The sequence below is a fragment of the Lysinibacillus odysseyi 34hs-1 = NBRC 100172 genome, from assembly GCF_001591965.1.
Lineage (GTDB): Bacteria > Bacillota > Bacilli > Bacillales_A > Planococcaceae > Lysinibacillus_B > Lysinibacillus_B odysseyi.
Genome location: NZ_BCVX01000002.1, coordinates 143,935 through 164,919, shown reverse-complemented (window position 1 = coordinate 164,919; position 20,985 = coordinate 143,935). Strand labels below are relative to the sequence as shown.

The window sequence follows — 20,985 nt, the reverse complement described above, 5'->3', positions numbered from 1 at the left end:
TAGCAAATAAAAAGAGCTGCTCAGGAAGGGGAACGCTTTCCTGGCAGCTTTATTTTTTATGATGAAGCCTCTAAAGGAGGACTTTTTGGAGTTGTTTTAGAGAAAAAGGTTAACTTATTGCCTCGAAAACTTTTTTATTTTGCTGGTTGAATATACGATATCACTAAGTTCGCTAGTGCATATACTGTATCAAAGCTGTCGCCTGGGAACTCTGATAGAGCAAATGGCACACCAAGCCCGTCGCATATTTCCCGGCACTCTTCTCCAATTTCAAAGTAAGATTCTACATCAGCAGTAAGGGCAAGCAGCTCACAAGTGACAAACCCTGTAGCACCTGCTTCATGTAGTTCATGAATTTTATCCTTTACATTAGGCCCCAGCCAGTTGGCCTTTCCTCTCGCAGAACGGTATGTTGTATGGAAATTGTTTATTCCGGCAGCTTTTGCAATGACCGTCGCCATTTCAGTAAATTGCTTTATGTAAACATCATTGCGCCCCGGATCCAACGGCTGGATGTGAACTGTAAACAGTACATGTGCATGCTGCTGTGCCGCTGTCGGCAGCCAACGGAACGCGCGGGATACCCGTTCTGCATAGACACCTACAATCCCCTCATCCGTATGCCAATCGTCTATTGGAATATAATCCACATTCGAGCAATGTCATAAATGGAAGCCAGTACACCATATGCATAATGAATAATACCGATCATAGGTTTAAAAACTCCCCTCATTTGGTAGTATAAGAAATAATAAAGTTAATTATATGGGAGGTGGGGAGCCCCTTTCAATAAAACGAAGGTAAAATAAATAACAGATGTGCAACTTTCACACACCTGTTATGAATGAGACTGCTTACTTTCCGATCATATGATGGTAAATAGGAAGCAGATTATCGAATGTTTCTTCGGCCAATCGCATAAACTCATCAGAAGAAAGCTTAATTGCCTCTTCAGCAGGGATATGGCGGCCAACTAAAAATTCTCCTTTTTTTACATCCCGGAGGCGCACAAGCAACTGATTGAGCTGTTCATGCCGTGCTTCATCTAAAGGAACGGCAGAGGGGGACATATGGTCTCCTGAAATGACGAAATTTTCACTCAATTCATCGAAAGCATCCAAGTGGGCAAGAAGCCGTTCTGCCATTTCTCCTTTTTCAGGGGCTTCATAAATAATTGCCAATACGATGAATAAATGGCTTTCCCATAGGCCAATCTGGAAATGAGGTAACGATTTATATCCTCGTTTGTAGGGAGCAAAGGCAACCCAGGAATCTTTTGGAGGATTGACTGTTCTACGCGCATGCTTGGCTATATGAGGGAAAAATTCATCTCCTGTATTAGCACTGAAGTAGGCTGAGAAGACTTCTCCCAAGGTTTGAAATTTCGGGCGGATAATTTGTGTTAATGCTTCCATTCTTTCGTCTAATCCATTGATAAGGAACACCTGGAAATCTTCAGTTGTCCATTGTACATTATTCAAAATTAGTAACTCCTTTCGATTTGTATGTTTATTTTATTAAGATTTTGGGAAAAAATCTTATAACAAAAACTTTAAAGAAAGTCAAATGTTTTTAAAAAAATAACTAAGGAAGTGATGGAGAATGAAACAGATGGTTAAAATTATACGCAAAGTTGATATCGAAAAGCAATATGAGTACATCCTGCGATTAGAATTGGATTATGAGCTGGCTTCCTTGTATGCAGCGATGAAAGACAGCAATAAGGCTGAAATGGAAAAATCAAAAAAACGACTAAAAGAAATCCAGGGAGAATTAGAAGGTCTACATGCATATGCGTAATAAAAATTTTATACCTAAGTAAAAAATCACTTGCTGAATGTTCGGACAGCAGGTGATTTTTGTTATACTAACTATATAATGTGAATTCAGCGTTATGTATGTTACATATTGAAGCGGGAAGCGAAAGGTGGTTGTACTATGGATTTAAAGCAGTTGGATGCCTTTGCGAAGGAAATCATTATTGAAGCGGGAAAGCGTATTTGTGCATCATTTTCCTATGATCTGGAAGTAGAAGTGGAAACGAAATCGAGCCCAAACGATTTGGTCACGAATATCGACCGCGAAACGGAAATGTTTTTTATCGAGCAAATTTATCAATTTGATCCTACACATAAAATCCTCGGAGAAGAAGGTATGGGGGAACATCCTGATTCAATGGATGGAGTCGTATGGATTATTGATCCAATCGATGGGACGATGAATTTTGTCAAACAACACCGCCATTTTATGATTACAATTGGTATTTATATCGATGGAGTGGGCAAGCTTGGCTATATATACGATGTCATGCGGGAAGATATGTTTTACGCCATTGCTGGAGAAGGTGCATGGTACAATGATTCTCCGCTGCGCAAGCTGCAGCCGTTAACGATAGAAGAAGCAGTGATTGGCATTAACGCAAGCTGGGTAACGCCAAACCGGAAAATAAATCATGAAAAACTGATCGATCTCATTCATACTGTACGTGGGACACGCTCTTATGGCTCAGCTGCTATGGAAATTGCCTTTGTAGTGAGCGGTAAGTTGGATGCCTATATTTCCATGCGCCTGGCACCATGGGATATTGGCGGAGGGATTATTATCGCGAAGGAAGTAGGGGCAATTGCAACCAACTTAAATGGACAGGCGCCTGATCTCTCAGGATCCGATACCTTTTTAATCGCCAATCCGTATATTCATCAATTGATTTTGGAACATTATATTGAAGAGAAATAAAAAATGCCGCCCTGTATGCTGTTTTGCCGGGCGGCTGTTTTATAGAGAAAGCTTATAATAAGCCTGCTGCGATGAATTTTTTCTTTTGCTTCATGCCTGTCATAAAAACAAGGCACACAGCGATAATACATGCTAGAATACCGACAATCCCGATTGTATCGTATTCATTTGTTCCAGCCATAAAGACTAGAGATACGAAAAAGCCGATTCCTATCATCGAAAGTAAGGCAGCTAAAGCATAGAAGAACATGACTACTTTTGCTTTGTTCACGAGAAACCCTCCTCTATCAAATAATATATAAAAGGCAATCCTTAATTTTGCGAAAAGACATTTGCGCCTACATGTGCTATAATATCACAGTTAAACAACTGAAAAAAGAATATGGAGTGGAATAATGACAAATTTACGTCAAGATTTACGTAACATCGCAATTATCGCACACGTTGACCATGGTAAAACGACACTAGTCGACCAATTATTAAAACAATCCGGAACATTCCGTTCGAATGAGCAAGTAGAAGAACGCGCAATGGACTCAAACGATATTGAGCGTGAGCGTGGTATTACTATTTTAGCAAAAAATACGGCGGTTAACTATAATGGTACTCGCATTAATATTTTAGATACACCTGGACACGCAGACTTCGGTGGAGAAGTAGAACGTATCCTGAAAATGGTAGATGGCGTTCTGCTAGTAGTAGATGCTTATGAAGGCTGTATGCCGCAAACGCGCTTTGTGCTAAAAAAAGCGCTTGAGCAAAACTTAACACCAATCGTAGTTGTAAATAAAGTAGATAAAGATTCAGCACGTCCTGAGGAAGTTGTAGATGAAGTGCTGGAGTTGTTAATTGAGCTAGATGCAAATGACGATCAGCTTGATTTCCCAGTTGTATTTGCTTCAGGCGTAAACGGTACAGCATCACTTGATCCAAATCCAGCAAACCAAGAAGCGGATATGAAATGCTTGTTCGAACAAATCATCGAACATATTCCTGCACCGGTAGATAACTCAGAAGACCCATTGCAATTCCAAGTGGCATTGCTTGATTATAACGACTTCGTCGGCCGTATTGGTATCGGTCGTGTATTCCGTGGTACGATTTCTGTAGGCCAGCAAGTATCACTGATGAAGCTGGACGGTTCAGTGAAAAACTTCCGTGTTACAAAGATTTTCGGCTTCTTCGGTCTGAAACGTGAAGAAATCCAAACAGCAAAAGCTGGGGATCTAATCGCTGTTTCAGGAATGGAAGACATCAACGTAGGGGAAACAGTTTGTCCTACTGAGCATCAGGAAGCACTACCGCCATTACGTATTGATGAGCCGACATTGCAAATGACATTCCTAGTGAATAACTCGCCGTTTGCAGGACGTGAAGGGAAATGGGTTACTTCTTCTAAAATCGAAGAGCGTTTACGTTCACAATTGCAAACAGATGTATCTTTACGTGTAGAAGATACTGATTCCCCAGATGCATGGACTGTTTCAGGACGTGGGGAGCTTCACTTATCGATCCTGATCGAAAATATGCGCCGTGAAGGGTTTGAATTACAAGTATCAAAACCACAAGTAATCATCCGTGAAGTAGATGGCGTGAAATGTGAGCCAATCGAGCGTGTACAAGTAGATGTACCTGAAGACTGTGTAGGTTCAATTATTGAATCTCTAGGTCAGCGTAAAGGTGAAATGCTTGATATGATCAATAACGGTAATGGACAAGTACGTATTATCTTTAACGTACCAGCACGTGGTCTAATTGGTTATACAACAGAATTCATGTCCCTTACAAAAGGATTCGGTATTATTAACCATACATTCGATTCTTATCAGCCGGTAGTAGCTGGACGTGTAGGCGGCCGTCACCAAGGTGTGCTTGTATCAATGGAAAACGGAAAAGCAACAACGTATGGTATGATGCAGGTAGAGGACCGTGGTACATTATTCGTGGAGCCAGGTACTGAAGTTTACGAGGGTATGGTCGTTGGTGAAAATACACGTGAAAATGACATCACAGTAAATATTACGAAGCAAAAACAAAAAACAAATGTGCGTTCAGCAACAAAAGATGCAACAAACGTTATTAAAAAACCTCGTATCATGACGCTGGAAGAAGCATTGGAATATTTAAATGATGACGAGTATTTAGAAGTAACACCGGAGTCAATTCGTCTACGCAAGCAAATTCTAGATAAAAATGAACGCGAACGAATCGCGAAAAAGAAAAAATACGCTGAAGCGGAAAAATAAGTTTCACGTAAGGGAGAAAGGATGAAGGGTGTTGAATTGGTTCCTGCTCAACTTTATTCAAGCATCTGTTTCTATTGATGAGACAACGAAAGCCTATGAAAAAATGTCAGGTATCACTCGCTACATTTACGAGAATATGCCAAGCTATGAATCGGCTGGCTATGTTGTGTTTATTTTAGTATTCATCTTATCAGCAATTGTTTTTAAGCTAGGTTTTGCCAGGGAATTACCGCTGTTGAAAAATATCATCATCTATACTTTTCTGCTTATAGGTTGTATTATGTTGACATTTTTCGCGCTGTTCCTGCCAATGGTAGAAGGACTTATTGTCGCAGCGCTCATTTTAATCGTCTATAAATCACGTAGATGGAGAGAAGAGCGAGAAGAAAGAAAAGTATCGGTAAAATAATGAAAAGTCTGGATTTCCACTTTTGGAGTCCAGACTTTTTTGTTTTTTAGGAAGCTGTATAAATCCGGGTTAAAGGGAGCGCTTGGGCAAAAGTACTAATGTCTTTTTTAGTGAAAGTATAAGTAGCCTAAATACAGGGGGCTATTTCTGCAAGAGGCAGATACAGCGCCCATTAAGTATGTTTGCTAATAGAGGCTGGGGATTACATTTTCTTTCCAATCACCTTTTAGGTAAGGCTGCATACCCTATTCTAGATAATAGAATGTCGGAGGAGGATAGCGGTGAAAAGATTGGTGAGATCAAGCTTTCTCGTAGCAATAGCATTTATGACACTCCTCGTTCTTGCATCTTGCGGCAAGGAAGAGCTTCAGGAAGTAAAAGTGGGTGAAGTAACAAGATCTATTTTTTATGCCCCTCAATATGTGGCCATTGAAAAAGGCTTTTTTGAGGAAGAGGGCCTGAAGGTAGATTTGAAAACAATCGCTGGGGGCGATAAGACAATGACAGCCCTTTTATCCGGCGGTATAGATGTAGCGCTTGTCGGCTCTGAGACGTCCATTTACGTGACAGCTCAAGGTGCGAACGATCCGATTAAGAACTTCGCACAATTGACGCAGACGGATGGTACTTTTTTGGTAGCACGTGAACAGATTGATGATTTTTCCTGGGAAATGTTAAAAGGCACTACATTTCTTGGACAGCGAAAAGGCGGTATGCCACAGATGGCAGGAGAGTTTGTTTTGAAAAAACATGGCATTGATCCGCATAATGACCTGAATCTAATTCAAAATATTGAGTTTGCCAATATTTCGACAGCCTTTGCATCCGGTACAGGTGATTATGTACAACTGTTTGAGCCGACAGCGAGTGTATTTGAAGCAGAAGGAGTAGGGCATATTGTTGCCTCATTTGGAACGGAGTCCGGACATTTGCCTTACACTACATTTATGACAAAAGCGAGCTTTATTGAAAGTGATGCTGAAACGGTGGAGAAATTCACAAGGGCGATCAAAAAAGCGCAGGACTGGGTGTATGCTAACAGTGCCGAAGATGTGGCAAAGGCAATTCAGCCTTTCTTTGAAGATACGGAAGTAGAGCTGATTGCTACAGTAGTTGATCGCTATAAGCAACAGGAATCCTTTGCTAAAGACCCGATACTCGATGAGGAAGAATGGAATAATCTCCAGGATGTGATGGAAGAAGCGGGCGAATTGCCGAAACGGATGGATTATAACGAGCTTGTCGATACTTCCTTTGCTGAGAAAGTAATGAAGTAAGATGGAATTTTTAACAGTCAGCAACGTCCATCACACGTATTTTTCTAAGGACACGGCAACGGAAGCTTTGCAGGATATTCATCTATCCATCAACAAAGGCGAGTTTATCTCATTTATCGGGCCAAGTGGCTGCGGCAAAACAACATTGCTATCTATCATAGCGGGCTTGTTCCCGCCAACTATTGGTACAGTCTCGATTGAAGGTCAGTCGATTTTTGGAAACGAGCACGTATCAATCGGTTACATGCTGCAACAGGATTATTTGTTCCCGTGGAAAACGATTGAGGAGAATATTACGCTCGGTTTAAACATTTTAAACAAAGACAAAGAACGTGGAGAGGAAGTAACCTCAAGGCTGCTCAATGCGGTTGGATTGCCCAATATAGAGAAAAAATATCCAAAAGAGCTTTCAGGTGGTATGCGGCAACGAGTAGCACTCGCAAGGACGCTGGCGGTGGATCCAACCATTTTATTACTGGATGAACCATTCTCTGCACTTGATTACCAATCCAAGCTGAAGCTGGAAGACCTTGTATCCGAAACGCTAAAGAAATTTGGTAAGACTGCGATCCTTGTTACCCATGATTTAGGAGAAGCGATTGCCATGAGCGATAGAATTTTCCTTTTTTCTCCGCGTCCCGGGAAGCTGCATAAAACGTTTGAAGTGCCGGAGGAAATGAGGACACTGACACCATTCGAAGCCCGGGCCCACCCGCACTATTCTACTCTATTCCAAATGATTTGGAAGGAGCTTGAGAGTCTTGAACATACAAAAACTACATGAGGAATATAAAATATCGTTAATAAAGGAAAAACGATGGACTCGTTTTTTTCAGCTGGTGATTCTGCTGAGCTTTATCTCCTTATGGGAGGCAGCCTCCCGATTTGATTGGATTGATGAGCTCATTTTCAGCTCACCTTCAAAAATTGCCATACTTTTTATTGAAAAGATAAATGATGGCACCCTGTTAACACATATCAGCTATACGTTGTTCGAAACCGTCCTAGGTTTTATAATAGGGACATTGGCGGGAACGATTCTCGCTGCTATTCTTTGGTGGTCACCATTTTTATCGAGGGTGCTCGATCCTTATCTAGTTATTTTGAATGCTATGCCGAAAGTGGCGCTTGGTCCTATTCTTATCGTTGTGATGGGACCGGGAATGACATCCATTATTACGATGGGAGCCATCATTTCGGTTATTATTTCTACCATCGTTATTTATACAGCGTTCAAAGGTGTTGACCCTAACTACTTAAAGGTTCTGCAGACATTCAACGCTACACGTCTTCAAATGTTCAAGGAGGCTATCTTACCGGCATGCATACCAACTATTATTTCTACCTTGAAAGTGAATGTCGGCTTATCCTGGGTAGGTGTAATTGTCGGGGAATTCCTTGTATCATCCCAAGGGCTTGGTTATTTAATCATCTATGGGTTCCAGGTGTTTAATTTCAATCTTGTTCTATTATCGCTTGTTATTATCGCAATTTTTGCAACAATCATGTACCAGCTTGTAGAACTGCTTGAGAAGGTATTGCTGAAAAATGGTTAAAGAAAAGAGCTGTACAGGAAGTCAAAGCTTTCTGTACAGCTCTCTTTTTATAACAGCATCTATCTGCTAAAATTCTTCATCGATCCGCGAAGACGTACGGTAAAACTTAAAGTGGCCTGTTGCAAGACGCTCTTCTGTCTTTTCCGCAATCCGCTCATGGCACGAATCGCACATATAGGTGTGGATCGGGCGATTGCGCAATTTCTTGGCTAGCGGCAGATCGTCAGGTAATTGGTGGATTGCATCACAAATAACACATTTGACGCGCATGCTCTTCCTCCTTATTGGACGCGGATTGCCAGCACCCCTTTAATCGGGTTGTCAACATTGGAGCCATCCGCAAGTAAAAGATGGACTGGTCCGCCTTCAGTAATCGGCTTACCATCTTGGCTGAATTTGAAGATAAGCGTTTTAGCTTCCTCCAGTGAGAAGACATGCTCCTCCCCATTTTCGCATTCAAATACGACTTCACTTGCTTCAGGTTTGACTTCGGCATTTTTAAAGAATGGCCCTAATTCCATTCCAAACGTCCCCGTCATCATTCCTTTACGGTCGAATTTGCGCTCCGTCTTTAATGTAGGAGGAAATACTGCACCCTCCATAATCTCGCGTGACCAATGGGCGCCCATATCCGCTAAATATTTTTCCTCTGAATCATCAGGGGCTTTTTCTGTTGAAAAATAGGTAGTTAAGTCTAAACGGCGGTCATCGAAAATCCAAACAGTCGGATCGAGTGTAAGGGTATATGTCACCGCACCTTTAATAGGAATAATTGAGTTCATCAAAAATCCTCCTTTATTAATATCCTAATACAGTATACCGCCTTTTCTATAAAATAAGAAACATTTAAATGAAATTTGACTCTCGGTGGAAAGACACTTGCAATTTTACTTTCGAAAAGATAAACTTTATTAAGATAGAATCGAAGAAATATCAGATAATGGGGGCGTCCTCATGGATACGAAATCACAAGCTTCCTTCCAGGAGAAAGCATTAGAACTGTTACAAACAGATGCTGATAAAATTGCTCAATTGATTAAAGTGCAAATGGACAATTTAACAATGCCACAATGTCCTTTATATGAGGAAGTGCTGGATACACAAATGTTCGGCCTATCACGCGAAATTGATTTTGCCGTGAAGCTGGGCTTGATTGAGCGCGAGCGGGGCAAGGATATTCTGGATGCTTTAGAGAAAGAATTATCTTTACTGCACGATGCTTATACAGACAAATAATAGAAAAACTCAAACCGCCAAGTAAGTGCGTTTGAGTTTTTTTTCTAAGAAGAGGTTTTAAGATGAAAAAATATTTTGTAACATATTTACGAAACTTCGACTATCTCCTATTCTTTACCTACATATTTCTATGTTTGTTCGGGCTAGTGATGATTTATAGTGCAGGTATGATGGTCGGCATTATGTATGAAGACGGAACACCGGATTATTTTTACCGCAAACAGCTATTGAATCTGTCAATTGGTGCAGTGGTATTTTGTTTGGGGGCCTTTTTTCCATACAAGCACTATAGCAGTAAGCCGGTAATGATGGCTGGTATGCTCATCATGATCATTTTGCTGCTCTGGGTAAAAGTAAACGGAACCGGGCTCGACGAAACAGGGTCGCAAAGCTGGATCAGGCTGTTTGGCATGTCGTTCCAACCGTCTGAGTTTGCAAAACTATTTATTATTTTATATCTTGGCGGCTCTTTTTATAAAAAGAGTCTTAAATATTCATCAATTCAACATGTGACACCTAATGATATTATTAATCCGATCCTTATTTGGCTGTTCATTTTGGCAGGAGTGGGGACAGAAACTGATTTAGGAGCCTTTATCATACTTTTCTTTATTGCAATATCGGTCGTATGGCTGAGCGGCATTAAAGGAAAGTCGCTGGCCAAATTTTTTGTCGTGCTTGGTGGAGTAGGAGGGCTTTTGTCTGCTGTTTTACTCATATTTAAGTATGACACGATCTTTAACGGAAGCCGTGCTGGGCGCCTGCAGGCATGGTCCAATCCTTTTGAATATGCAGGGGGCTCCGGCTATCAAGTCATTAACGGCTATTTAGCAATTGGACAGGGCGGTCTCGAAGGAGTAGGACTCGGCCAATCGACTCAAAAGCTCGGGTATTTACCGGAGCCGCAAAATGACTTTATAATGGCAATTATTGCGGAAGAACTGGGGATTATGGGTGTGGCAATTGTCCTTATTGGAATTGGTCTCATTGTTCTGCGCAGTTTCTATATTGCAATGACAACAAAAGATCCGCTTGCACGTATGATTGCAGGGGGAATTGGTAGTTGGATTGGGTTTCAGACATTTATCAATCTTGGGGGTGTATCGGGTTTAATCCCGTTAACCGGAGTAACGCTGCCTTTTATTAGCTATGGCGGTACTTCTATAATGATGCTTTCTTTAGCGATGGGTATTCTATTGAATGTTTCCATGTACTACAAGAGAGATAAGAAAAAGCTTTCATAAGGGGTTGAGGAAAAGTGAAAGAAATCAAGAAAGTATTAGTAGCAAACAGAGGAGAAATTGCGATCCGTATTTTCCGGGCCTGTACAGAATTACACCTGGAAACAGTAGCCATCTACTCACGGGAAGATAGCGGCGCCTTTCACCGCTATAAGGCAGATGAAGCGTACCTTGTAGGAGAAGGGAAGAAGCCGATTGATGCTTATCTGGATATCGAAGGAATCCTGGATATTGCAAAGGATGCGGGGGTAGATGCAATCCATCCTGGCTATGGTTTTTTATCTGAAAATGTAGAATTTGCCCGCCGCTGTGAAGAGGAAGGCATCATCTTCATCGGTCCTACTTCCAAGCATCTGGATATGTTTGGGGATAAGGTGAAGGCTCGTGAACAGGCTATTTTAGCTGATATTCCTGTAATCCCGGGAACAGATGGACCAGTAGGCAGCCTGCAAGAGGTAGAAGCATTTGGGGAGCAACACGGCTACCCGATCATGATCAAGGCTGCCCTTGGCGGTGGTGGACGCGGCATGCGCATGGTCCAATCAGAAGAGGAATTGGCATCGGCCTATGAGCGTGCAAAGTCAGAAGCGAAGGCGGCATTTGGCTCTGATGAGGTATATGTAGAGAAGTGTATTGTTAAGCCAAAGCATATTGAAGTTCAAATTATTGGTGATACATCAGGCAATATTGTCCATTTATATGAAAGAGACTGCTCTATCCAACGCAGACACCAAAAAGTGGTGGAAATTGCCCCGTCTAATTCAATTTCAGGCGATTTACGGAATAGAATCTGTGATGCGGCTGTAAAGCTGATGAAAAATGTAGAGTATATCAATGCGGGAACAGTAGAGTTCCTTGTAGCAGAGGATGCTTTCTATTTCATCGAAGTAAATCCACGAATCCAAGTGGAACATACGATTACAGAAATGATTACTGGTATAGATATCGTCCATGCGCAATTAAAAATTGCAGCTGGTCATACATTGCATTCACCGGAAATTAATATCCCTGCCCAAGATAAAATCCCACTTTTCGGATATGCGATCCAGTCCCGTGTAACAACGGAAGATCCAAAAAATGATTTCATGCCGGATACTGGAAAGCTGATGGTTTATCGTTCAAGCGGCGGCTTTGGTGTTCGCCTGGATGCGGGAAATGGGTTCCAGGGAGCTGTTGTTACACCTTACTATGATTCACTGCTTGTAAAGATTTCGACTTGGGGTATGACATTTAATGAAGCAGCAGCAAAAATGAACCGTAACTTACGCGAATTCCGTATCCGCGGTGTAAAAACAAATATTCCGTTTTTAGAAAATGTAGTGCTTCATGAAAAGTTTCTAACGGGTGCGTTTGATACGAGCTTTATCGATACAACGCCGGAGTTATTTGAATTCCCGGAAGGTAAAGACCGGGGGACAAAGCTGCTCAGCTATATTGGAAATGTCACATTGAACGGATTCCCTGGTGTAGAAAAACGTACAAAGCCAATTTTTGTTCAACCGGAAAAACCGAAAGCGGATTTGCTGACATCTCCTTCTGCCGGAACAAAGCAGATTTTAGATGAGCGCGGAGCTGAAGGATTAATCGAATGGATTAAAGAACAGGAAGAAGTTTTATTAACGGATACGACATTCCGTGATGCCCATCAATCACTTTTAGCAACACGTGTGCGTTCTCACGATATGTTCGAAATAGCGGATGCAACAAGCCGCCTTATGCATAATTATTTCTCCTTGGAAATGTGGGGAGGGGCAACGTTCGATGTCGCGTACCGTTTCTTAAAAGAAGACCCATGGGCGAGACTTGAGAAACTGCGCAAGCAAGTACCGAATGTATTGTTCCAAATGCTGCTGCGTGGAGCCAATGCTGTTGGCTACACAAATTATCCGGATAATCTGATCCGGGAATTTATTAAAGAGTCTGCAGCATCAGGCATTGACGTATTCCGTATTTTTGACAGTCTCAACTGGATCAAAGGAATGGAAGTAGCCATTGACGAGGCACGAAACACAGGGAAAATTGCTGAGGCAGCGATTTGCTATACAGGCGATATTTTAGATGACACACGAGCGAAATATACAGTAAATTATTATAAAGACATGGCGCGGGAACTGGAAAATGCCGGCGCGCATATACTTGCGATTAAAGATATGGCAGGGCTTCTCAAGCCGGAAGCGGCATACCGTCTGATCTCCGAGTTGAAGGATGCCACTAATCTGCCAATCCATCTTCATACACATGATACGAGCGGCAACGGTATCTACTTATATGCAAAGGCAATTGAAGCGGGAGTGGATATTATCGATACGGCGCTTGGCTCGATGGCCGGATTGACTTCACAGCCGAGTGCAAACTCGCTTTATTATGCGATGAAAGGCAGCAAACGTAATGTCCGGGCAGACATCGAGGCATTAGAAAAGCTTTCATACTATTGGGAGGATGTACGCAAGTATTACGGTGATTTTGAAAGCGGAATGAATGCACCTCACTCAGAAATTTATGTGCATGAAATGCCGGGCGGCCAGTACAGCAACTTGCAGCAACAGGCTAAAGCAGTCGGTCTTGGTGACCGGTGGGATGAAGTAAAGACAATGTATTCCCGTGTAAATATGCTGTTTGGAGACATTGTAAAAGTGACACCGTCCTCGAAGGTTGTTGGAGATATGGCGTTATTCATGGTTCAAAATGATTTGGATGAGGAGAACATTTATGAACGCGGAATGGCGGTTGATTTCCCGGAATCCGTCATTGAATTTTTCCAAGGCTATTTAGGGCAACCACATGGCGGATTCCCCGAAAAGCTTCAGCAGGTCGTGCTAAAGGGAAGACAGGCAATTACAGTACGTCCTGGAGAGCTATTGGAGCCGGTTGATTTTGACAAGCTAACAGCCGAGCTAGAAGAAAAACTAGAGTGCCAGCCTACAAAGCAGGACTTACTTGCTTATGCACTTTATCCAAAGGTGTTTGAGGAATATTCCAAAACAGCAAGTCAGTTTGGCGATATTTCTGTACTCGATACACCAACATTCCTGTATGGCCTGAAGCTAGGTGAGGAAATTGAAGTGGAAATCGAGAAAGGAAAGACCCTGATCATCAAACTGGTGTCCATTGGAGAACCGCAGCATGATGGTACACGTGTCATGTATTTTGAGCTCAACGGACAATCACGCGAGCTTGTTATTCAGGATATGACAGTAGAGGTAGATGGCAGCCTATCATTAAAAGCTGATCCTTCAAACCCAAATCAAATTGGTGCCACAATGCCAGGTACTGTACTGAAAGTAGTTGTGTCAAAAGGCAGTCCTGTCAAACGCGGCGATCACTTACTCATTACGGAAGCGATGAAAATGGAAACAACTGTCCAGGCACCAAAAGACGGAATTGTCAAGGAAGTGTATGCTTCAGCAGGAGATGCTATTTCCACTGGCGATCTATTAATTGAGTTAACATAAAAAATAGAGTGCGAGAATTTTCTCGCACTCTATTTTTGATTTTGATTGCTTCTATATACAAGTAAAATCATATAGCAGAATAAGCCGAATAGTAATGAAATAAGTAAAGAGTGCAACAGTGCCACGATTAAATTCAACTTTGTTAAAACTACTAACATACCGGCTGCTATTTGTAGAATGACAATAATAAAAGCAATAATCCAGCCCCAGTAAATGACACGCTGTTCCTTATAGTTTTTCACTACATGCCACGTGATAATAGCAATCCAGATGAAAATTACTAATACAGCCAGCCTATGTCCCATCTGAACCCATTCATACATATTGTATGGCAGTGAGAATGGTTCATTATTTCGGCAGAGCGGCCAGTCTGGGCAAACGAGACTTGCATCTGTATGGCGTACAAGTGCGCCGGTGTAAACAACAAGATAAGAATAAATGGTTACACCAATAATATTCCATTTTAATTTTTTGTCGATAAATACTTTATCAGCATCAAACTTCTGGTCGACTTCAAATACAATTAAAGCTAATAATAAAACAGCCGTAAAGGAAATGAGAGAAATTCCGAAATGCAGAGCTAAAATGAAATCTCCTTGTCCCCATAGCACCTGTGCAGCTCCTATTAAAGCCTGTAAGACAAGAAAGAAGACGGCGTTAAAACCAAGAAACTTTACCTCTTTAATGTGTCCCAGTTTGAGCCATGTCCAAACTACTAACGCTACAATAAAAAATGATACTACTCCTGTTACAAGCCGGTGTGAAAATTCGATTAATACTGCTGTAGTAATTTCCTGAGGAATAAGTGACCCATTACAATCAGGCCAGTTACGTCCACAGCCAAGGCCACTATCTGTTTTTGTTACGAGCGCCCCGCCTATCAGGATAAACAGCATACCGATCGTTGCAGCTACGGCAAGCCATTTCAAATATTTATTATGTTGCATGATAATGTGCCACCTACTTCTGATTTCAACATCGCTCCTAAAAAGCGTCTCTAGTTTAAAATGATAGCGAATAATCCAATAAAAGACAACGTCAAACAGAAATCCGTTCTTATATAGGGCTTCCATTTCACAAATTGTTCATAAATTCGTACCCGTACCTTCACAAATAATTTGGGGAAATGGATTACTATATATATGATGTTTTTCCTCGAATTGGGTATGGTTGGTTTTCACCAAACTTTCATCGAAATTTGATTAAACGTCTAGAAATCATAGACAAATTTCGATATAGTTAGTGTTAGCGGAATATGCTTACAAAAATGAAAGGAGGGGTAGACTGTCATTTTGGCCGTATCCTAACGGCTATGAAAAAACTGAACTGCTAAAAGACATTTTGTGTAAATAATCAATCTGCAATTATAAAGATTGGATATGATTTATTTTCCTTTAGTGACAACGTTTACATAGATGTAGTTAGCTTTTCAGTAAATAAGGTATTTCATGCATCAGGAATGTTAAAAATACCAATTATGAATTGACATGAACCCATTCGAACGATTTTGTAGGTGAAATTTTGTTATTTGCGGCGAGGTGCCGACATGTGAAGACTAGCGAAGATAGTTCTTATAGCTGGAGGCGTTCGACGAGAAAACTACATGGATAGCTGCTGGCAGCTTCCATTGGCTTTGGCTGGGAAAACCAGAATTGGACAAACTTTGTTCATTTATTATATAAGTGAGTGAAGGATGTGCTATTAAGATGGTTTATTCAGTGTTAAGCTAAAGGTAGGAATTCTTTCTTAATTGGCAAGAATTCACATAGAACTAAACCACAGTCCTGGTTGCACATGGAAATACAACAAAGAAAGAGGGGTTTTATTAAGCTATGATGAAAGGGCTTAAAAAATGGCGTCTGTTTGCATTGCTATCAGTTTTAACTGTTTTCCTTTCTGCTTGCGGCGAAGAGTATATCTCAACGCTTAAGCCATCTGGACCGGTAGGGCAAGAACAGTTAAATATTCTAATTTTAGCAGTAAGTATTATGGCGTTAGTAGTTATTGTTGTTTCAGTTATTTATTTACTTGCGTTTGCTAAATTCCGCCGTTCTAAAGTAGGCGAAGATTTCATGCCGAAACAAGTAGAGGGTAGCCATACTCTTGAAGTAATCTGGACAGTTATTCCAATTGTATTACTTCTGATCTTAGCTGTTCCTACGTTAACAGCCACTTATAAGTTTGCAGATGTTGCTGCAGCGGATGAAGTGGATGAAGAAGGAAACAAAACTGCACTTACTGTCAATGTAACTGCAAAATTATACTGGTGGGAATTCGAATATCCTGATTTAGGAATTATCACAGCGCAAGAGCTTGTTGTTCCTACTGGAGAGAAAGTATACTTCAACCTGCTGGCTGCTGACGTAAAGCACTCATTCTGGATTCCGGCTGCTGGTGGTAAGATGGATACAAACGTAGATAACTTAAACAAATTCTATCTGCAGTTCGATGAAGAATCAGAAGGCTTAAAAGACGGCGTATTTTATGGTAAATGTGCTGAGCTATGTGGTCCTTCCCACGCTTTGATGGACTTCAAAGTAAAAACATTAAATCCTGAAGCATTCGATACTTGGGTAGCGGCAATGCAAGCTACAGAAGGTAATGTTGCAGATCCTAACTCTTCAAATGCTGGAGAAGCTGCATTTGCGAATAGCTGTTTAGGCTGTCACGCAGTATCAGCTGTTACTGGCGCGGGTGTTGGGCCAAACTTGACTGCTTTCGGTGACCGTAACCGTACGGCTGGTTTCTTAGAGCATAGTGTTGAAGAAACAACTAATTGGATTATGGATCCTGAAAATTACAAACCAGGCAACTTAATGACTGGTAAATACTCGGTTACTGAAGAAGAAGCGAAAGCGATTGCTGAGTACTTAATGACATTATCTGTTGAAGATTGATTCATATTAGAGAGAAACTTTTGAGGGAGGTTAAAGTTGTGAGCTCTGTCGCTAAGAAAAAGGGCTTCGGGGGACACATTTGGGACTACTTAACGACTGTCGATCATAAGAAGATCGCCATTCTTTATTTAGCTGCCGGTACACTGTTCTTCGCAATTGCTGGGTTTGAGGCGCTATTAATACGCGTTCAATTGATGATTCCGAATAATGATTTCATCTCAGCAGGCCTATTTAACGAATTATTAACAATGCACGGTACGACAATGCTATTCCTAGCAGCGACACCGTTACTATTTGCTTTTATGAATGCTATCGTCCCGTTACAAATTGGGGCGCGTGACGTTGCATTCCCGTTCCTTAACGCACTTGGATTCTGGTTATTCTTCTTTGGTGCGGTATTCCTTCACCTATCGTTCTTCCTAGGTGGGGCCCCTGACGCAGGGTGGACATCATATGCGTCATTATCTTTATACTCACCAGGACATGGTATTGACTTCTATGTACTAGGTTTACAGATTTCTGGTGCAGGTACATTAATTTCAGGTATTAACTTCATCGTAACAATCATTACGATGCGTGCACCTGGTATGACGTTCATGCGTATGCCACTATTTACTTGGACTTCTTTAGTTTCAAGTACACTAATCTTATTTGCATTCCCTCCTCTTACAGCAGGTTTATTCCTAATGTTAGTGGATCGTATGTTTGGAGCAAACTTCTTCGATCATACAATGGGTGGTAATACAATTATTTGGGAGCACTTATTCTGGATCTTTGGTCACCCTGAAGTATATATCTTAGTATTACCTGCGTTTGGTTTATTCTCTGAAATCATTCCAGTATTTGCTCGTAAACGTCTATTCGGATACTCTTCGATGGTATTCGCAACAATCTTAATCGGTTTCCTAGGGTTCATGGTTTGGGCCCACCATATGTTCACAGTAGGACTTGGTGCTACTGCCAATGCTATTTTTGCGGTAGCGACAATGGCAATTGCTGTACCAACAGGTATGAAAGTATTTAACTGGATCCTGACTATTTGGGGCGGTTCCATTAAGGTTACAGTACCAATGCTATATGCACTTGGTTTTATCCCGTCATTCGTTGCGGGTGGTGTTACAGGGGTTATGCAGGCAGCTGCACCGCTTGACTACCAATTACACGATTCTTACTTTATCGTAGCTCACTTCCACTATGTAATTGTAGGTGGTATCGTGACAGCGTTATTCGGCTCAGCTCATTTCTACTGGCCGATTATGTTCAACCGTGCGCTAAATGAGAAACTGGGAGTTCTTACTTTCTGGATCTTCTTCATTGGTTTCCATTTAACATTCTTCTTACAGCACTTCTTAGGTTTAATGGGTATGCCACGTCGTGTATTCACTTACATGGCAGACCAAGGATGGGATACATTCAACTTCATTTCCTCAATCGGTGCATTAATGATGGGTCTTGGGGTAATCCTACTTGTAATCAACGTCCTGATTTCTATTAAAACGCCGCCACTTAACCGTCGTGATTACTGGGGCGATGGACGTTCTCTTGAATGGGCGCTTGAAACACCGCTTCCATTCTATAACTTTAAACAACTTCCACTTGTTCGTGGATATGATCCGTACTGGATTGAAAAAGAAGAAGGTAATAAAGAGGGAATGGTATATGCAGAGCCAATGGGCGATATCCACATGCCAAACAACTCGATCTTACCATTCATCATGTCGATTGGTACATTCATTGCAGCATTTGGTGCACTTTACAGCCCATGGGGAGACCAGGCAAAAGCTGGTACTGCAGAAAGCGTATCACCAGGCTTGTCATTAGCGCTACTAATCGGTGGTCTTGGACTTACAGTACTTTGTATGATCACACGTTCAGTCAAAGATGATTATGGTTACCACGTCCATAAGGAAGAGGTAGAACAAGTCGAGAAGGAACTTGCTGAATTCCGTGCAAAAGGGGGTAAACGATAATGGACGTTAATCAAAAATTTACTCCACAAAACTGGCCGCAGCATGCCGAAACGGCTACAATGGAAGGGAAAAACAAGTTCGTAGGGATTTGGATCTTCCTTGCATCTGATACAGTATTATTTGCGAGTGTGTTCGCCACATACCTGGCACTGAAGGATCAAGGACCTGCTGGTATGGAATTCAGTGCACAAGGCCTGTTTGAATTGCCATTAGCATTTATGATGACAATGCTATTACTAACATCTTCATTAACTTCTGTTTATGCAATGTATCATATGAAGAATCATAATGCCAAAGGTGTTATTACTTGGATGGCCATTACTGTTCTTTTAGGACTTGGCTTCTTAGCATTAGAAATTTATGAGTTCCAGCATTATGTTCACATTGGATTTGGCTATACACAATCAGCGTTCTCTTCAGCCTTCTTTACACTTGTAGGAACGCATGGTCTACACGTTATTATTGGTTTAGTTTGGATTACAGGATTAATCCTTCGTAACGCGAAGCGTGGATTAACGTTATACAACGCACCGAAGTTCTTTGCTGCTTCAATTTATTGGCACTTTATCGACGTTGTATGGGTATTCATCTTCACAGTAGTTTACTTGATGGGAGTGTTGGGATAATATGGCACACGATACTCATTTTGAAACTCGTTCACAAACCCAGTATGAATATGATCGCGCTCGAAATGCAAAGCATATGCGTAAGCAAGTGATGCAGTTTGCGATTATGATTTTGCTGACTTTTGTTGCCTTTGCAGCAGTAGTAGCAGACTTTTCACCGAACTTTATTAAGCCTCTTATTCTTTTACTGGCAGGAGTTCAGGTAGTGCAGCAGCTTTATTCTTTCATGCACATGGAAGAAAAAGATGCTCCGCATATGGGTGTTATTACATTCTTTATGTGGGGTGGCGGATTTATCGCCTTTACGTTCTTCGTAGCGTTCTTGACAATCATTTGGTGGTAATCCACTCCATAAACGTCTCCAGCACAAGCTGGGGGCGTTTTTTATTCTTGAAGGAAACAACGATGGATTCTAAATAAATAATAAATTCAGAATTTACCTTAAACCTAGTTGACTAATAGGTAATGTATAGTATACTAATATTTAAGAAATCCTCCTCCTTGAACAAAGGCTTGTCGATCATGTTCAATGGAAAGAGAACATAAAATTGCTGACTAGAGAAACTAGAGGCGTTTTAATGCAGGCGATATGCAGGCGTTAAAGCGCCTCTTTATGTATATAGGGGGGAAAAAGATGCTAACTTATTCTACCTGGCAGGAGCCTGAGCTGGAATTCGAAGTAGATGACACATATAAAGGAGCCTTGGAGGTTCTGCGGTGGGCTTATAATCAATATGGTGAGGAAATTGTTTATGCATGCAGTTTTGGCATTGAGGGAATTGTCCTAATCGATTGTATATCAAAAGTAAAACCTGATGCTAAAATTGTATTTTTAGATACAGATGTTCATTTTAAAGAAACATATGAAACAATTGAGCGAGTGAAGGCAAAATATCCCGAGCTCCGCATTGAATTGAAAAAGCCTTCTTTAACACTGGAGGAGCAGGCAAAAGAATACGGACCAGCCCTTTGGGAGCGTAATGCTAATCAATGCTGCAATATACGGAAACTTATACCGCTGAATGAAACATTGAAGGGTGCCAAAGCATGGATTTCCGGTTTGCGCCGGGAACAATCACCGACCCGGGCAAATGTAGAATTTATCAATTTAGATAAACGATTTGAGTCAATTAAAGTATGTCCGCTTATCCATTGGACATGGAAGGATGTATGGAGATATGTTTCAAAACATGATCTTCCGTACAATCCATTACACGATAAAGGTTATCCAAGTATAGGATGTGAAACCTGCACAAAACCAGCCTTTACAATGGATGATCTGCGTTCTGGACGCTGGTCTGGCCAAGGAAAAACGGAGTGCGGCCTACACGGCTAAAGG

At 41.4% G+C, this 20,985-nt stretch carries 21 protein-coding genes; 15 read left to right on the top strand and 6 right to left on the bottom strand.

Annotated elements, in window-relative coordinates; genetic code table 11:
• Positions 1–134: 134 nt before the first annotated feature.
• Together BOD01S_RS03655 and BOD01S_RS03650 are read right to left on the bottom strand one after the other, a co-directional pair.
• Positions 135–650: a ferrochelatase gene (locus BOD01S_RS03655; RefSeq protein ID WP_052124900.1), complete on the bottom strand. Its 516-nt coding sequence runs from the start codon at positions 648–650 to the stop codon at positions 135–137.
• Positions 651–854: 204 nt separating this feature from the next.
• The gene (locus tag BOD01S_RS03650; protein ID WP_036155959.1) at positions 855–1,481 is read right to left on the bottom strand and encodes a YktB family protein; all 627 of its coding nucleotides are present in this window, start codon (positions 1,479–1,481) and stop codon (positions 855–857) included.
• 121 nt (positions 1,482–1,602) lie between these two features.
• Between BOD01S_RS03650 and BOD01S_RS03645 the strand changes: the two genes are divergently transcribed.
• Positions 1,603–1,800, top strand: a complete 198-nt coding sequence (locus tag BOD01S_RS03645; protein WP_036155961.1) for a hypothetical protein — start codon at positions 1,603–1,605, stop codon at positions 1,798–1,800.
• 138 nt (positions 1,801–1,938) lie between these two features.
• Entirely contained in the window at positions 1,939–2,736 is a 798-nt protein-coding gene (locus tag BOD01S_RS03640; protein WP_036155963.1) for an inositol monophosphatase family protein, read from the top strand.
• Between the two features lie 52 nt (positions 2,737–2,788).
• Here BOD01S_RS03640 and BOD01S_RS03635 read toward each other — a convergent pair whose 3' ends face one another.
• Positions 2,789–3,007 (bottom strand): DUF5325 family protein, encoded by a 219-nt coding sequence (locus tag BOD01S_RS03635; protein WP_036155965.1) that lies wholly within the window; start codon positions 3,005–3,007, stop codon positions 2,789–2,791.
• Positions 3,008–3,131: 124 nt separating this feature from the next.
• On the opposite strand from BOD01S_RS03635, the gene typA reads away from it, so the two are divergent.
• The 5 genes from typA to BOD01S_RS03610 all read left to right on the top strand — a co-directional run bounded on the left by typA (position 3,132) and on the right by BOD01S_RS03610 (position 8,224).
• Positions 3,132–4,982, top strand: coding sequence for a translational GTPase TypA (gene typA, locus BOD01S_RS03630; protein ID WP_036155967.1), 1,851 nt, complete (start codon positions 3,132–3,134; stop codon positions 4,980–4,982).
• Between the two features lie 103 nt (positions 4,983–5,085).
• A complete protein-coding gene (locus BOD01S_RS03625; protein WP_081978007.1) occupies positions 5,086–5,391 on the top strand; it encodes a YlaH-like family protein in 306 nt (101 codons plus the stop codon).
• A 326-nt stretch (positions 5,392–5,717) separates the two neighbouring features.
• The gene (locus tag BOD01S_RS03620; protein ID WP_088321736.1) at positions 5,718–6,668 is read left to right on the top strand and encodes an ABC transporter substrate-binding protein; all 951 of its coding nucleotides are present in this window, start codon (positions 5,718–5,720) and stop codon (positions 6,666–6,668) included.
• A 1-nt stretch (position 6,669) separates the two neighbouring features.
• Complete coding sequence (locus BOD01S_RS03615; protein ID WP_036155972.1) at positions 6,670–7,452, top strand: ABC transporter ATP-binding protein; 783 nt, start codon at positions 6,670–6,672, stop codon at positions 7,450–7,452.
• Entirely contained in the window at positions 7,430–8,224 is a 795-nt protein-coding gene (locus tag BOD01S_RS03610; protein WP_081978001.1) for an ABC transporter permease, read from the top strand. Before BOD01S_RS03615 ends, BOD01S_RS03610 begins: the two co-directional genes overlap by 23 nt.
• Before the next feature lie 66 nt (positions 8,225–8,290).
• Here the strand turns inward: BOD01S_RS03610 and BOD01S_RS03605 are convergent, their stop codons facing one another.
• Both BOD01S_RS03605 and BOD01S_RS03600 read right to left on the bottom strand, forming a co-directional pair.
• Positions 8,291–8,494 carry a YlaI family protein gene (locus BOD01S_RS03605; protein WP_036155977.1) on the bottom strand — a complete coding sequence of 68 codons (204 nt, stop codon included), beginning with the start codon at positions 8,492–8,494 and terminating at the stop codon, positions 8,291–8,293.
• 11 nt (positions 8,495–8,505) lie between these two features.
• On the bottom strand, positions 8,506–9,006 hold the full coding sequence (locus tag BOD01S_RS03600; RefSeq protein WP_036155980.1) for a hypothetical protein: 501 nt from the start codon (positions 9,004–9,006) through the stop codon (positions 8,506–8,508).
• A gap of 172 nt (positions 9,007–9,178) precedes the next feature.
• Here BOD01S_RS03600 and BOD01S_RS03595 point away from each other — a divergent pair, with 172 nt between their 5' ends.
• The 3 genes from BOD01S_RS03595 (at position 9,179) to pyc (ending at position 14,153) form a co-directional block, all read left to right on the top strand.
• Positions 9,179–9,460 (top strand): YlaN family protein, encoded by a 282-nt coding sequence (locus BOD01S_RS03595; protein ID WP_036155982.1) that lies wholly within the window; start codon positions 9,179–9,181, stop codon positions 9,458–9,460.
• Between the two features lie 62 nt (positions 9,461–9,522).
• Positions 9,523–10,704, top strand: coding sequence for an FtsW/RodA/SpoVE family cell cycle protein (locus BOD01S_RS03590; RefSeq protein ID WP_036155985.1), 1,182 nt, complete (start codon positions 9,523–9,525; stop codon positions 10,702–10,704).
• Positions 10,705–10,718: 14 nt separating this feature from the next.
• Positions 10,719–14,153, top strand: coding sequence for a pyruvate carboxylase (pyc, locus tag BOD01S_RS03585; RefSeq protein WP_036155987.1), 3,435 nt, complete (start codon positions 10,719–10,721; stop codon positions 14,151–14,153).
• 29 nt (positions 14,154–14,182) lie between these two features.
• On the opposite strand, the gene BOD01S_RS03580 is transcribed toward pyc, so the two are convergent.
• Entirely contained in the window at positions 14,183–15,100 is a 918-nt protein-coding gene (locus BOD01S_RS03580) for a COX15/CtaA family protein (protein ID WP_036155989.1), read from the bottom strand.
• A gap of 885 nt (positions 15,101–15,985) precedes the next feature.
• Here BOD01S_RS03580 and coxB point away from each other — a divergent pair.
• From coxB to BOD01S_RS03555, 5 genes are all read left to right on the top strand, one after another.
• The gene (gene coxB / locus BOD01S_RS03575) at positions 15,986–17,050 is read left to right on the top strand and encodes a cytochrome c oxidase subunit II (protein WP_036155991.1); all 1,065 of its coding nucleotides are present in this window, start codon (positions 15,986–15,988) and stop codon (positions 17,048–17,050) included.
• A 38-nt stretch (positions 17,051–17,088) separates the two neighbouring features.
• Positions 17,089–19,020: a cytochrome c oxidase subunit I gene (locus tag BOD01S_RS03570; RefSeq protein ID WP_036155993.1), complete on the top strand. Its 1,932-nt coding sequence runs from the start codon at positions 17,089–17,091 to the stop codon at positions 19,018–19,020.
• Positions 19,020–19,646, top strand: coding sequence for a cytochrome (ubi)quinol oxidase subunit III (locus BOD01S_RS03565; protein WP_036155995.1), 627 nt, complete (start codon positions 19,020–19,022; stop codon positions 19,644–19,646). Before BOD01S_RS03570 ends, BOD01S_RS03565 begins: the two co-directional genes overlap by 1 nt.
• A gap of 1 nt (position 19,647) precedes the next feature.
• The gene (locus BOD01S_RS03560) at positions 19,648–19,989 is read left to right on the top strand and encodes a cytochrome C oxidase subunit IV family protein (protein WP_036155998.1); all 342 of its coding nucleotides are present in this window, start codon (positions 19,648–19,650) and stop codon (positions 19,987–19,989) included.
• Between the two features lie 291 nt (positions 19,990–20,280).
• Entirely contained in the window at positions 20,281–20,982 is a 702-nt protein-coding gene (locus tag BOD01S_RS03555) for a phosphoadenylyl-sulfate reductase (RefSeq protein ID WP_036156000.1), read from the top strand.
• Positions 20,983–20,985 lie beyond the last annotated feature (3 nt).

Excerpts from the sequence above, each read along its gene's own strand:
- BOD01S_RS03645 (WP_036155961.1), top strand. The coding sequence starts at position 1,603 with ATGAAACAGATGGTTAAAATTATACGCAAAGTTGATATCGAAAAGCAA.
- BOD01S_RS03640 (WP_036155963.1), top strand. The coding sequence starts at position 1,939 with ATGGATTTAAAGCAGTTGGATGCCTTTGCGAAGGAAATCATTATTGAA.
- typA (WP_036155967.1), top strand. The coding sequence starts at position 3,132 with ATGACAAATTTACGTCAAGATTTACGTAACATCGCAATTATCGCACAC.
- BOD01S_RS03625 (WP_081978007.1), top strand. The coding sequence starts at position 5,086 with ATGTCAGGTATCACTCGCTACATTTACGAGAATATGCCAAGCTATGAA.
- BOD01S_RS03620 (WP_088321736.1), top strand. The coding sequence starts at position 5,718 with ATGACACTCCTCGTTCTTGCATCTTGCGGCAAGGAAGAGCTTCAGGAA.
- BOD01S_RS03615 (WP_036155972.1), top strand. The coding sequence starts at position 6,670 with ATGGAATTTTTAACAGTCAGCAACGTCCATCACACGTATTTTTCTAAG.
- BOD01S_RS03605 (WP_036155977.1), bottom strand. The coding sequence starts at position 8,494 with ATGCGCGTCAAATGTGTTATTTGTGATGCAATCCACCAATTACCTGAC.
- BOD01S_RS03600 (WP_036155980.1), bottom strand. The coding sequence starts at position 9,006 with ATGAACTCAATTATTCCTATTAAAGGTGCGGTGACATATACCCTTACA.
- BOD01S_RS03595 (WP_036155982.1), top strand. The coding sequence starts at position 9,179 with ATGGATACGAAATCACAAGCTTCCTTCCAGGAGAAAGCATTAGAACTG.
- BOD01S_RS03590 (WP_036155985.1), top strand. The coding sequence starts at position 9,523 with ATGAAAAAATATTTTGTAACATATTTACGAAACTTCGACTATCTCCTA.
- BOD01S_RS03580 (WP_036155989.1), bottom strand. The coding sequence starts at position 15,100 with ATGCAACATAATAAATATTTGAAATGGCTTGCCGTAGCTGCAACGATC.
- coxB (WP_036155991.1), top strand. The coding sequence starts at position 15,986 with ATGATGAAAGGGCTTAAAAAATGGCGTCTGTTTGCATTGCTATCAGTT.
- BOD01S_RS03565 (WP_036155995.1), top strand. The coding sequence starts at position 19,020 with ATGGACGTTAATCAAAAATTTACTCCACAAAACTGGCCGCAGCATGCC.
- BOD01S_RS03560 (WP_036155998.1), top strand. The coding sequence starts at position 19,648 with ATGGCACACGATACTCATTTTGAAACTCGTTCACAAACCCAGTATGAA.
- BOD01S_RS03555 (WP_036156000.1), top strand. The coding sequence starts at position 20,281 with ATGCTAACTTATTCTACCTGGCAGGAGCCTGAGCTGGAATTCGAAGTA.